Below are 12,308 nucleotides of genomic sequence, written 5' to 3' on the forward strand. Positions count from 1 at the left end.
TTTATGATATTTTTGGTAATTTTTTCCAACTTAGTAGATAAATAAAGCCAAAAAGCAGTTCATACAAGCAGAAAAATAGGAGAAAGGCATGCAGGAAAAAATCCTCTGGTAGAATAAGAATGACCGGATCTTTAGCGGGATCAAAAAGCCAGGTATCATCACCTACAAATAGAATTTGATGAAACAAGGTAAAGAATTGTTCAAAACCAATGAAGACACCAACTAAACCAAGAACCAAAGGTAAAGACATCATAATCAAGAGACCTCTGCGATATAGAGACAGAAAACCTTTCTGAATGACTTGCTTCCAAAAAAGGTAGAAAATCGGTAGAGTTACAATTGCTACTCCTTGCGCTAGGTGAAAGAGTCCCTTTACAACCACAAAGTGGTGAATTCCAGAGGCAGACGAAGGAAAATCTGGCATTGCTAATACTTGACTCAATGGATTGGTCAAATAATTCATCAAAACATTAAAGTTATGTTGGATGGTCTGAGGTTGGACATGAACACGACTTGTCAGATTTAACCAAGAAATCTCCAGAGGGTAAACCAACCAAGACAGGTAGATGGTCAATAAAATCGCAAGCGAGAGGAGAAAGAGAAGGCTTCCTACAAAAGTAAATTTAGTTTTCATCGAAATTCCACTCCGCTAGACTTGAGAGGACATGGGTTGGGGCGATTTGTAAATCCGCTACTTCTTCAGGTTTTGTAAATCCTGTCGTCACCAAAAGGCTAGGGATCCCATTGTCAATACCAGCGCGAATATCAGTCAGGTAATTATCTCCCACCATGACAATTTCTTGACGTTCAAGTCCTAGGTGTTCAACAGCCTTATCCATAATAATCGCATTTGGTTTTCCAATATAAACTGGTTTTACACGAGTTGCTGCTTCAAGAAGAGTAATCAGTGAACCAGCACCAGGTAAAAGTCCACGTTCTGTTGGAATATTTAAATCTGGATTGGTGCCGATAAAATGAGCACCTTTATGGATAGCTAGGGTTGCAGTAGCAAATTTTTCATAGTCAACTTGCCAGTCCAAACCTACAACCACATAGGCTGGATTTTCTTTATTTTCAACATAACCAGCTGCTTGAATGGCTTCCTTGAGCCCTGCTTCTCCAATTACATAAACAGTCTTTTCAAGACCTAAATCATTCATGTAATCAATAGTCGCTAAGGTTGCAGTATAGATTGTCGATACAGGTGTGTCGATGTTAAATTGATTTGCCAACATCTCTTGGACACTTTCAGGTGTACGAGTAGTGTTGTTTGTTACAAAAAGATAGGGAATCTCTCTCTTTTGTAACTCGTGAACAAAAGCTTCTCCCGCTGGAATTCTATCTTTTCCTTTATAAATTGTACCGTCTAAATCAATTAAATAGCCTTTATAAGTCATATATTACTTTCTAATCTGTGTTAATTTCTTGCCAAATTATCTTTGCCTGAGCATTGATATCGCCATCACTTGTGACTTGGTGATTGCTTTCTAGTTGATTCAATTCGTAACTAGAAGTAATCATACCACCTGGTCGAACTTCCTTGACATACTTGAGGTTTATTTTTTTAGGAATATGATTGGTTAGGAAATCTGCCCCCATGACCTCAAAAATCCAGTCTAGGTATTTGCTGTTATTGACGTGGCCATTCATATCCAAGTCGTAAAAACGGACATGATAATCTTTGCTAATCGCTTCTTCCAGCTCCAAGTATTTTGGCCCGCGAAGGAGTTTCTTAGAAAACTCAGATTGATAAGGGGCGACAATTTCTGGTTCTACAGGGTGGACCTTACGACTATCACGATCCATAAGGACAAAGGTAGCTAACATGCGAATGATTTCTTGACCATCTTCATCATAAATAGTAAATCGGCGGTAGCAAAATAGACGATTGTAAGTCAAGGCTTCCGTTTCAATTGTGATTTCCTCAGCAAAACGAGGCAAACGAACCACATCGATGTCATAGTCTGTGATGATCCAGACCAGATTATACTGCTCTAAAACATCCTTGTCACTCACTCCTAGATTAATTGATTGCATTCCTGATACTTGCAGGGACAACAAAATAACATCTGGCAACTTGATATGGCCATTCATATCAGCCATATCAAAAGGAATTTTCATCTTCATTTGATAAGTTAAGCCCATAATTCTACTCCAATATAAACCGTTCTGCTACTGTATCTCCTAAAAAGAGACCTTTTTTAGTCATTCGTATTTGTTGACCTTCTACTTGTAAAAGACCTTGATGACACAAATCTCTTACAACTTGACCATATAAATTTTCAAAAGATGTGCTAAATTTTTCTTCGAATCTTGCTTTTGAAACTCCTGTCTTCTTGCGAAGTCCAAGAAACATCTCTTCTTCCATTTGTTCCCTTAGACTCAGATGTTCTTCATGGATGCGAGCATTTCCCTCTTCTACTGCCTTCAAATAATGGCGGATAGGACCATGATTTTTATAGCGAACACCATTGACGTAACCAGAAGCACCAGCACCAATACCATAATACTCAGCATTATCCCAATACATGAGGTTATGACGACTTTCAAAACCTGGTTTTGAAAAATTTGAAATTTCATAATGCTCAAAACCAGCTCTCTCTAATTCAGCAATGATATATTCGAACATTTCAGCTTCTACTTCTTCTTTAGGAAGTGGTAACTTCCCACGACGCATACGATTCATAAAGACCGTATGGTTTTCCAAAATCAAGCTATAAAGACTCATGTGGGGAATGTCCAAAGCGATGGCCTTGGCAACATTGTCCTTGACCTGGTCCATAGTCTGACCAGGAAGAGCGTAGATCAAGTCAATGGAAATATTATCAAACCCTGCTAACTTGAGACGATCAATATTTTCATAGATATCTTTCTCCAAATGACTACGACCAATTTTTTTCAGCATTTTGTCATCAAAGGTTTGGACACCCAACGAAACACGGTTGACCGCTGAATTTTTCAAAACTGCAATCTTGTCCTCATCCAAATCACCAGGATTAGCCTCAATGGTTAATTCTTCTAAGACTGACAAATCTAAGCTTTTAGTCAATCCATCCAGAAGCACCTCTAACTGTGGCGCAGACAAGGCTGTCGGTGTTCCTCCCCCAATATAGAGAGTACGCAACTTCTGAATGTCATAAGAATGAAATTCTTGCAGTAGATGTTCTAGATAACTGTCTACTGGTTGATTTTTAATAAAGACCTTAGAAAAGTCACAATAATAACAGATTTGTGTACAAAATGGAATGTGCACATAAGCTGATGTTGGTTTCTTCTGCATAGTATTTATTATACCACAAAGACTTCACTCAAGAAAAAAATCACCATCTCCGACTCTAAGGGAATCAAAAATGGTGATTTCTATTTTAATCTTCTTCGATTTCGATGATGATTTCTTGACCGTCTTCTGGGTCTTCAACTACTACTTTTTCTTCCAATTGTTCCTTGAGATTGTTCAAGGTCTCTTTTGAAGCTTCAGTTGCTTGTTGAGCTAAAGATTTAGATTTTTCAAGAACTGAATCCAAAGTAATTTCGCCTGATTCTACTTGTTCTTTTGTCTTTAGAACAAAATCTCTGGTTTGTTCTTTGACTTCTGTCAATTTTTCGATTGCTTGTTCCTTAGCATATTCTGGATCTTCTCTCAGATCTTCAATAAAGTCTTGTGCCTGACTAGTAACGCGTTTTCCTTTTTCACTTGTTAGAAACAAGGCAACAGCCACACCTGAAACAGTTCCTAAAAGGATTGATGATAATTTACCCATGAGTTATCTCCTTTTTATTTTTTAAAAAATTTACTTGCAATACGAACGGCAGATAAGCCTGCACTAGTCTTTAATGTTTTTGAACCTGCAGATGATGCTTTTTTACTCAAGACACGAGCCTGCTCATTTAAGTCAGAGACAGAAACAGAAAGGTCTGCAACTGCTGTAAAGAGTGGATCAATGGTTGCAACTTTGATATTGATATCATCAGCAAGAACATTGACCTTGGCAAGAAGTTCGTTTGTGTGATGTAGAGTAACATTTACATCTGAAGTTAGCGTTTTAACGGTATTTTCTGTTTCATCAATTACACGTCCAACTTTTTGAAGGGTAATAATCAAATAAACAATAAATACAATCAAGGCAATAGCCACAATAATATAAGCAACTTCTAACATTTTAATTCTCCTTTTTTACATTATAAAATGGTGCTTTTTTCCGATTTTGATAAACGATAATATAAATACCAAGTCCAATTAATAGAACAGACAACCACTGAGATACTCGAAGTCCAAAGAACATGAGACTATCTGTACGCATACCCTCAATAATCATACGTCCAAAACCATACCAAATTAAGTAAAAGGCTGTGATATGACCACGACGAATGCCATTTAATCGGCGTCTAAAAATAACAATTAAACTAAAACCAATAAGGTTCCAGATAGATTCGTACAGGAAGGTTGGTTGTCGATATGAGCCATCAATATACATCTGATTCTTAATGAAACTAGGCAAGTAGTCAAGACTCTCTACAACTGCACCGTAAGCTTCTTGGTTAAAGAAGTTCCCCCAACGTCCTAGACTCTGAGCAATCATAACGCTCGGAGCTGCAATATCTAAGAAATCCCAGGTATTGATTAATTTACGGTCTGCGAAAATATAAAGTACAATCGCTCCGGTAATTAGACCGCCGTATATCGCAAGACCACCATTCCAGACAGCAAATACCTCCCCTAAATGTTGGCTATAATAGTCAAATTTAAAAATAACATAATAAAGTCTCGCGCCGATGATTGACAAAGGGAAAGCCACTAAGATAAAATCCAGAATATCTTCTGATAAGATTTTCTTTTTAGGAGCTTCTTTACTTGCCAAATATACCGCTAAGATAAGGCCGGAAACGATACAAAGTGCATACCATCTAATGGCAAATGGACCTATTTGAAAAGCAACTGGATCAATCATTTTGCACCTCGTTCTTTTCAATTAATTTCGTCAATCTTTCTTCAAACAGACGCGTCGCATCAAAGCCCATTTCCTTAGAACGATAGTTCATGGCAGCAGCTTCGATAACTACAGAAATATTGCGCCCTGTTTTTACAGGAATTCGAATACGCGGAATAGAGACACCTGAAATTTCCAACTCTTCAGCATTGTTCCCCAAGCGGTCAAAGACCTTATTTGTATCGTAATTTTCAAGATAGACAGCCAACTGAACCTGTGAAGAATCCTTAACAGCACTAGCTCCATAAAGACTCATGACATCAATGATACCAACTCCACGAATTTCTAACAAATGTTTCAAAATTTCAGCAGGTTCTCCCCAAAGTGTCATCTCGTCCTTAGAATAGATATCTACACGATCATCTGCGACTAGACGATGTCCACGTTTTACAAGCTCAAGACCAGTCTCACTCTTACCAATACCACTATCACCTTGAATGAGAACACCCATACCATAGATATCCATTAGAACACCATGCACACTTGCACGTTCAGCTAAGCGGGAGTCCAGATAACTAGACAGTTCTCCAGAAAGACGACTTGTAGCTGTGCGACTTGTTAAAATAGCGATTTTACATTCTCTAGCAGCCTTCAACATTTCCTCTGGAACCACCAAACCACGGGCAACGATGACAGCAGGTGTTTCTGGTAGGAACATTTTTTTCAAGACATCGTAACGATTTTGAGAAGGCATAGAGACTAGGTAAGACCATTCCTTCATCCCCAGCAATTGAATACGCTCTGGAGTATAGTAATCAAAATAGCCTGTCATTTCAAGACCAGGTCGCGTTATATCTGCAGTATTAATTTCCTTTTCAAGTAATTCAGGCTCCCCATAGACAATGTCTAATCTAAGCTTCTCAATTACTTCTTTTACTGAAACCGACATATAATTCTCCTTAAATCGAGTTCTCTTACTATTATATCAGATTGTAGGAAGAAGTTTGTATTTTTTACCGTATTTACGCTATTTATTTGAAAATAAGCATTGGTAATATGAAAGCTATACAAAAAAGAATCAAGCTACATAATGTTGCTTGATTCTTTCTTAAAATGTATACCCGAAATATTTTATTTTCTTAAAAAATATTAAGAGGCTTTATCACTACTAGCAGGAATTGATTTATCTTCACTTGTTGTTGCAACTTCAGCTTTAGGTTCTACCGTCGTCGATTCAATGGTTGTTTCTTTCGTTGTCTGTTCTTGAGTAGTTTCCTCAGCAGTTGTTGTTTCCGTTGTGGTCGTTGTAGTTGTTGTCGTTACCCCATTAGGTAGCCATCTACCTTCACCATCGACTTTGTAACCATCAGGTGTAGTTCCATTACGAAGCATTGCACCACTTGCTTTGAAGTAATACCACTCACCTTTTTCCTGAATCCAACCTGTTCTCATTTCACCAGCGTTGTTAAAGTAATAGTTATCTCCAGAAACTTCATGCATTCCTGTAACCATTTTTCCAGTTTCATGGTCTAAGAAGAACCACTCACCAGCATACATGAACCAACCAGTCTCCATAGCGCCAGAGGCTTTATAATTGTACCAGTCTGTTCCATAAGAAACCCATCCAGTTTCCATAGCACCACTACCATTGAAGCTATACTTAACCCCGTCGATTTCTCGTCTACCAGTAACCATAGCGCCATCTTTATAATCTAAGTAGTACCATTTGCCAGCATCTTTAAGCCAGCCTTTTTTCATTTCGCCACTAGTTGCATAATAGTACCATTTACTGTCTATTTGTTTCCAACCTATCGACATAGCACCACTATCGTCAAAGCGATATTGGATACCATCAATTTCTTTGACGCCTGTAACCATTACTCCGTCTTTTTGATCTAGGTAATACCATTTACCGGCATCTTTAAGCCAGCCTTTTTTCATTTCACCGCTTGCAGCGTAATAGTACCACTTGCCATCTGTTTGCTTCCAGCCCGTCGCCATGGCACCACTATCTTTAAAGCTGTATTTTTGGCCATCGATTTCTTTAATGCCTATGACCATTTCTCCATCTTTTGATTCGAAATAGTACCATTCATTATTATATTTTAGCCAGCCTTTTTTGAGTTCACCGCTAGCTGTATAATAGTACCATTTACCGTCTGATATTTCCCAACCTGTCGCCATAACACCGCCATCGTTGAAGCGATATTGGATACCATCAATTTTTTTCACCCCGGTGGCCATTTCTCCAGTTTTTGGATCTAGATAGTACCATTTACCGGCATCCTTAATCCAGCCATGTCTCATTTCACCTGAAGCGCTAAAGTTATACCATTTTTGAAGGTAGTACTGCCAACCTGTCCCCATTTCACCGATTTGATTGAAATAGTACAATTTACCATCAATCTCTTTGAAACCAATGGTCATATTCCTATTTTCATCAAGATAATACCATTTGTTTCCAATTTTGTTCCAAGATAATGGTTTACCTTCATTAGAGAGAGCTCCTGTATTATCAAAGAACAAAGCTGTGCCATTGACGGTTCTAGTTCCGGTTTGCATGACTCCTTTTTCATCAAAATAGTAAGTTTTTCCATTGATAATAGCCAATTCAGCTTCCATTCGATATCCTTTAGTATTAACATAATACCAATGACCATCAAGAAGGAGCCATTCAGATGTTCTTAAGCGCCCCTCTTTATCCATATACAAGGATTTAAGGTTTCCCTCCGCATCAAAATCTTGAATCCATTTATTTTGCTGCAACTGACCTTTACCATTGAAGAAATAACGATTTCCATCAAATGTATGCCAGCCAGTAGCCATTTGTCCATCACCAAAATAATATTTCTTAAATCCATCTTCAGTTACCCAACGTGCACTTGTACTTTGAATATCTGGAAATTCTTGAGAAATGTTATTAATGCCATCTTTTGTGATATCAAATACTGTCGCATCTTTTCGGTCGCTTGATGCATGAACGAGTTGAACATTCATTTGCTTCAATTTATCTCTAGTTGCTTGAACGTTAATATCCAACCCCGTTGTTTGTACAACTATAGATGGCGAAAGATTATTAAGGAAATTAATACTATTTGAAACTTTTCCGTCAAGGTGATGGTTCCATTTCATCAAATCAACTTTCCCAATTTTTGGTCCTAATCGATCTTCGGCTCCATAAACATTATCAAGGTCCCCACCTAAATAAATTTTCTTGCCATTGACTGTAATCACAGAAACAATGGAATTTGGATTATCATCATATACTCTCTTTAATTTTCCATCTGGGCCATATTCATTCTTATAATTATAGAGTTGGATATCCATGTCGCCAAATTTGAAATGACTATCTTTTTCAGAGATATCCTGTACAACATTAACCCCATATTTTTTTGCAGCATTTATTGCATTATTATAATTGAAGAGATTATCCCACAATCCCCATTGAGTCGAGATACGATCATCTGAATATCGTTTTAGATAAAACTTATCTACCTTATATCTTTGCAGAACTTCGTCCGCACCACCAATATGATCACTGTGAACATGAGTACCAAGTATAAAATCTAACTTTTTAACACCCAATTGATCTAAGTGACGGAAAAGTCTATCTTCAATTGCATAGAAATTCGATGTCGTTGTTCCAACTCTTAATGGGTATAGTGGATTACTGCCATCTGGAAAATCATAGTCTTCACCCATGTCAATCAGTGCGTAATGTCCATTGCTTTCAAGTAATATGGCATCTGTTCCTGGACTTCCCTTTGTATTGATAAAGTGAATTCTGTTCACACCAGATTGTGGAACAGTATCTGCTTCTACCTTTGCTCCCATTCCTAGGATTATAAATGCTCCCAAGACTACTGCGGTTTTCGCTTTTTTCATTGTAAAGCCCCCATAAATATTTCCTATTAATATGATTAATTATACCAAAAATAAGAAAAGAAAAAAAGAAAAAAAGGACTAGACAACAAACTATTGCCTAATCCCTTATAAGTTTTTCACAGTTTTATTAAATCATAGATACTGTACTTTAGTTATCTTGTTTCTTTAAGCCCAAGACTCCAAGACCAGCTACCAAGAGTGCTACACCAGTTGCAAACAATGATTCTTTAGAACCAGTATTTGGCAATTCCTTTTTAGGTTCAGATGTTGTAGACGTAGTTTCAGGTCTTGTTTCTTCAGTTGTTTTACCTGAAGGAGTTTCTTCACTTGATTTACCTGGAGTTGTCTCAACTGTTGTAGTAGTGGTAGTTGATTTTTCTGTAGTTGTTGTAGTTGTTGTTGGCTCTTCTGTCGTTGTGGTTGTTGAAGTAGTCCTTGGTTCTTCTGTTGTTGTAGTTGTTGTCGAAGTAGTCCTTGGCTCTACTGTTGTTGTCGTGGTAGTTGTAGTACTAGTTGTTGTTGTCGTAGTTTGTTCAACTTTTTTATACCAGTGGATACGATTTCCTTCACGATCTTTTTCTGTTTTTACAAACTCATAACCATCAATAGTAGCTGGATCTTTCCAACCCTTATCCTGTGGTTTAAGATTTTCTTTTGTATCGATATCTTTGTAGTCTGTGACAAGCGTATCAAGAACTAATTGTGCACCTGCAGAGTCATTAATGATACGGTAAATATAGATACCCTTTGAATCTTTCCCATCAATAGTTGCCGTAGCTACTTTCGAAACATCATATTGCATTTTTTCAAGATCAATCTTAGATTTATCGATGATATTAATACGGTTTTGACCAACACCGAAGAATACACCTAATTCTTTTGGAACATCTCCTGAAATCATTTCCATTGTTATTTTCTTTTCAGAGATAGAAGTTACTTTGAATGTTGGCTCAACACCTGTCGGGAACACATATGCGCCATATTCATTGACTTCATATGTACTATATACAGGCAAGATAAATCTTGAAGTAAAAGTATCTCCAACTTTGAGTGCAGTATCACCACTTGTTTTCCACTCGATACCTGAAGCATCATTGAATTCTAACTCAACAGTTGAACCAACTTTCATACCTTCACTTCCACGAACTTGGAATTCTGTATATGTTTCATATGAGCCATCTGCATTGAACTTAATTGTATTTCCAGAAGGTGGCATGTTAATTGAGTTTGTATCGGTTGCAAATTGTTCTACTTTCGGAATATCTACTGTACTTGTCACAGAAGAAGACCCCACTTTAATCACTTGGTTTAAAGTGTAGTCTTTATTTGCGATTACGGCTCCATTATAAGCGTTATCTGATTTAATTTGGAACTTGACTTGTTTCAATACATCTGGTTTTTCAGCTTCAATAGCTTTCGTAAATGTAATTTTTAATGTCGCGCGTGTTGATTCCAATTGAGCTTGTCGCATTTGAGCTGTATCGTTTGAACCTTGACGTGCTTTATTGACGTTTTCAAACGAAACAATTGAAATTTTACCAATTGTCTTACCTTCGTAAGTGACATCCTTGCCATTTAGTTGATTTAAGACAGCGACGTTTTCTAATGTAACTGTAACATAGTCGCCTTCTTTCACATCATCATCTGTAATTGAAAAAGAAAGGTCTACATCTGTGTAGTATTCATAATATTTAATATCATGGTTTTTAATAGTACCAGTCACTTCTGCAGCTACTTCTCTTGCTTCACGTGCAGGAGTTTCTGTAGTTGTTATAGCTTCAGCAGTAGTTGTTGCTTCAGCACTTGTTGTAGAAATTTGCTCAGCTGTCGTTGTTTCTTCAGCAGTGATGATTTCTTGACTTTGAAGAGCGGCCAAAAGCACACCTGTAGACAATAAAGTGATTAATAATTTACCAAACCTTTTCTGGTTTTTCATCCCTATTTACCTCCGTGTAAAATTACACTATATTAGCATAATTCTACTCTATTTTTCAATTAAAATCAACTAAAACGAATGATTATTTTAAATTTCAAATAAAAGTAAATAGAGTTATAATATTCAGTTATTACATCCCTAAGTTTGATTTTTATCCAATTCCTAAATAATCATTGAAACATGTAAAATTATTCGGGTCTTAAGAATACAAAAAAGACTAGACAAGTCTAGCCTTTCACTTCAATTAGAATTTTTTACGTTTACGAGCTGCTTCTGATTTACGTTTACGTTTTACAGAAGGTTTTTCATAGAATTCACGTTTGCGTGTTTCTTGAAGAGTACCAGCTTTAGTAACCGCACGTTTGAAACGACGAAGTGCATCGTCAAGAGATTCATTCTTACGTACTACTGTTTTAGACATTTTTTTCACTCCCTTCAAGTTCAAGATCTATTCTATTTTACATGCATAATGAATAAATGTCAAGGGGAAGCCTACATTTATTCCTATTTTCCAGTTTATTAATTACTTTCTTACCTATACTTTATCAAATCATACAACTTTGTTACTGCTTGTTCAAAAGATTCAATATATTCCCAATATTCATCAGGAAGATTTGAAATCTTACTCAAGTCATTGCTATCAAAATGATATACCAGATGACGAAGAATTTGATTTTCAATAAAATGCAAATCCCTCAGCTGATCTATACTAATAGAATCGATCTTTTCTACGTAGTGACATAAACCAGCCAGCGACTGCCTATCAAATACTTTTTCCTCGTGTAAATAATAGAGAAAGCTTTGGTTTTCAGCCTTTTTATTATCTTCTATCAAATTCCTATTCTTCGTATTCATTCTGATTCCCCCTGTAAAAAATTTAAAAAAAGCTACTTTTTAACAAATCCTTTACGAATTTTATAAAGAATCCACGATCCCTTTCTTTGACTAGTTACGAGCTCAAAGCCTACTGATAACAAGAATCGTCTAAATGCTTCTTCACTTTGAACCTCTGGTAAAAAGTAAGATAACTTGTTATATTCACAAGTCAGTAAGAGCATCCCGTCTGATTTGAGTATTCTTCGAATTTCCATAAAAGAAGCCTCTAGATTCTGCCAATGAAAATGAGTTTGAAAGGCTGTGATTAAATCAACACTTTCATCAGAAAAACCTGTCTCCCTAACGTCTCTTCGTTCAAAATTTAGATTAGTCATCTCTATCTGTTTGGCTTGAGCTATTGCGGTATCTGAAATATCGATTCCAGTTATAGTACTTTGCGGAAAAGTTTCTTTCAGTAGGATGGTTGAACGGCCGTTCCCAACTCCTACATCTAAGATTGCAGGGTAAAATGTCCTATCCAGATGACGAATTGCCCATACAAACATGGGGAAATAGGCTCTATTCCACAATTTCATCATTCGTTTTCCTAGAATACCTGAAGGGTTCTTTGATTGCTGAATGAGACGACAAAACAGTAACATTAAAAGTAAAAAACAAATAAAACCGATTATACAAATCAAAGTTCGAACCTCCTCTGTATAGCTATATTATACCACTTTAGC

13 protein-coding genes are annotated in these 12,308 nt (G+C 36.8%); all 13 read right to left on the bottom strand.

The genetic code is table 11. The features are described 5' to 3' along the window. Nucleotide 1: 1 nt before the first annotated feature. A complete protein-coding gene (locus I1J71_RS02720) occupies nucleotides 2-634 on the bottom strand; it encodes a TIGR01906 family membrane protein (RefSeq protein ID WP_195183620.1) in 633 nt (210 codons plus the stop codon). After that, nucleotides 624-1,397, bottom strand: coding sequence for a TIGR01457 family HAD-type hydrolase (locus tag I1J71_RS02725; RefSeq protein ID WP_195183621.1), 774 nt, complete (start codon nucleotides 1,395-1,397; stop codon nucleotides 624-626). Before I1J71_RS02725 ends, I1J71_RS02720 begins: the two co-directional genes overlap by 11 nt. 10 nt (nucleotides 1,398-1,407) lie before the next feature. After that, the gene (locus tag I1J71_RS02730; RefSeq protein ID WP_195183622.1) at nucleotides 1,408-2,145 is read right to left on the bottom strand and encodes an acyl-[acyl-carrier-protein] thioesterase; all 738 of its coding nucleotides are present in this window, start codon (nucleotides 2,143-2,145) and stop codon (nucleotides 1,408-1,410) included. A 4-nt stretch (nucleotides 2,146-2,149) separates the two neighbouring features. Continuing rightward, on the bottom strand, nucleotides 2,150-3,280 hold the full coding sequence (gene hemW / locus I1J71_RS02735) for a radical SAM family heme chaperone HemW (protein WP_195183623.1): 1,131 nt from the start codon (nucleotides 3,278-3,280) through the stop codon (nucleotides 2,150-2,152). 85 nt (nucleotides 3,281-3,365) lie between these two features. Beyond that, nucleotides 3,366-3,761, bottom strand: a complete 396-nt coding sequence (locus tag I1J71_RS02740; protein ID WP_006151782.1) for a YtxH domain-containing protein — start codon at nucleotides 3,759-3,761, stop codon at nucleotides 3,366-3,368. Between the two features lie 14 nt (nucleotides 3,762-3,775). After that, nucleotides 3,776-4,159 (bottom strand): DUF948 domain-containing protein, encoded by a 384-nt coding sequence (locus I1J71_RS02745; protein WP_024053556.1) that lies wholly within the window; start codon nucleotides 4,157-4,159, stop codon nucleotides 3,776-3,778. 1 nt (nucleotide 4,160) lies between these two features. Further along, entirely contained in the window at nucleotides 4,161-4,949 is a 789-nt protein-coding gene (gene lgt, locus I1J71_RS02750) for a prolipoprotein diacylglyceryl transferase (protein WP_195183624.1), read from the bottom strand. After that, entirely contained in the window at nucleotides 4,942-5,877 is a 936-nt protein-coding gene (gene hprK, locus I1J71_RS02755; RefSeq protein WP_195183625.1) for an HPr(Ser) kinase/phosphatase, read from the bottom strand. Before hprK ends, lgt begins: the two co-directional genes overlap by 8 nt. 200 nt (nucleotides 5,878-6,077) lie before the next feature. Continuing rightward, nucleotides 6,078-8,813, bottom strand: coding sequence for an MBL fold metallo-hydrolase (locus I1J71_RS02760; RefSeq protein WP_195183626.1), 2,736 nt, complete (start codon nucleotides 8,811-8,813; stop codon nucleotides 6,078-6,080). 148 nt (nucleotides 8,814-8,961) lie between these two features. Beyond that, nucleotides 8,962-10,749, bottom strand: a complete 1,788-nt coding sequence (locus I1J71_RS02765; protein ID WP_195183627.1) for an LPXTG cell wall anchor domain-containing protein — start codon at nucleotides 10,747-10,749, stop codon at nucleotides 8,962-8,964. A gap of 244 nt (nucleotides 10,750-10,993) precedes the next feature. Further along, nucleotides 10,994-11,170 carry a 30S ribosomal protein S21 gene (gene rpsU / locus I1J71_RS02770; RefSeq protein ID WP_000048054.1) on the bottom strand — a complete coding sequence of 59 codons (177 nt, stop codon included), beginning with the start codon at nucleotides 11,168-11,170 and terminating at the stop codon, nucleotides 10,994-10,996. A gap of 110 nt (nucleotides 11,171-11,280) precedes the next feature. Continuing rightward, nucleotides 11,281-11,604, bottom strand: coding sequence for a hypothetical protein (locus tag I1J71_RS02775; protein ID WP_195183628.1), 324 nt, complete (start codon nucleotides 11,602-11,604; stop codon nucleotides 11,281-11,283). A 32-nt stretch (nucleotides 11,605-11,636) separates the two neighbouring features. Next, a complete protein-coding gene (locus I1J71_RS02780; RefSeq protein ID WP_195183629.1) occupies nucleotides 11,637-12,266 on the bottom strand; it encodes a class I SAM-dependent methyltransferase in 630 nt (209 codons plus the stop codon). Between the last annotated feature and the right edge of the window lie 42 nt (nucleotides 12,267-12,308).

The organism is Streptococcus infantis (genome assembly GCF_015546995.1).
Lineage (GTDB): Bacteria > Bacillota > Bacilli > Lactobacillales > Streptococcaceae > Streptococcus > Streptococcus infantis_J.

Excerpts from the sequence above, each read along its gene's own strand:
- rpsU (WP_000048054.1), bottom strand. The coding sequence starts at position 11,170 with ATGTCTAAAACAGTAGTACGTAAGAATGAATCTCTTGACGATGCACTT.
- I1J71_RS02745 (WP_024053556.1), bottom strand. The coding sequence starts at position 4,159 with ATGTTAGAAGTTGCTTATATTATTGTGGCTATTGCCTTGATTGTATTT.
- lgt (WP_195183624.1), bottom strand. The coding sequence starts at position 4,949 with ATGATTGATCCAGTTGCTTTTCAAATAGGTCCATTTGCCATTAGATGG.
- hprK (WP_195183625.1), bottom strand. The coding sequence starts at position 5,877 with ATGTCGGTTTCAGTAAAAGAAGTAATTGAGAAGCTTAGATTAGACATT.
- I1J71_RS02720 (WP_195183620.1), bottom strand. The coding sequence starts at position 634 with ATGAAAACTAAATTTACTTTTGTAGGAAGCCTTCTCTTTCTCCTCTCG.
- hemW (WP_195183623.1), bottom strand. The coding sequence starts at position 3,280 with ATGCAGAAGAAACCAACATCAGCTTATGTGCACATTCCATTTTGTACA.
- I1J71_RS02740 (WP_006151782.1), bottom strand. The coding sequence starts at position 3,761 with ATGGGTAAATTATCATCAATCCTTTTAGGAACTGTTTCAGGTGTGGCT.
- I1J71_RS02760 (WP_195183626.1), bottom strand. The coding sequence starts at position 8,813 with ATGAAAAAAGCGAAAACCGCAGTAGTCTTGGGAGCATTTATAATCCTA.
- I1J71_RS02730 (WP_195183622.1), bottom strand. The coding sequence starts at position 2,145 with ATGGGCTTAACTTATCAAATGAAGATGAAAATTCCTTTTGATATGGCT.
- I1J71_RS02775 (WP_195183628.1), bottom strand. The coding sequence starts at position 11,604 with ATGAATACGAAGAATAGGAATTTGATAGAAGATAATAAAAAGGCTGAA.
- I1J71_RS02725 (WP_195183621.1), bottom strand. The coding sequence starts at position 1,397 with ATGACTTATAAAGGCTATTTAATTGATTTAGACGGTACAATTTATAAA.
- I1J71_RS02765 (WP_195183627.1), bottom strand. The coding sequence starts at position 10,749 with ATGAAAAACCAGAAAAGGTTTGGTAAATTATTAATCACTTTATTGTCT.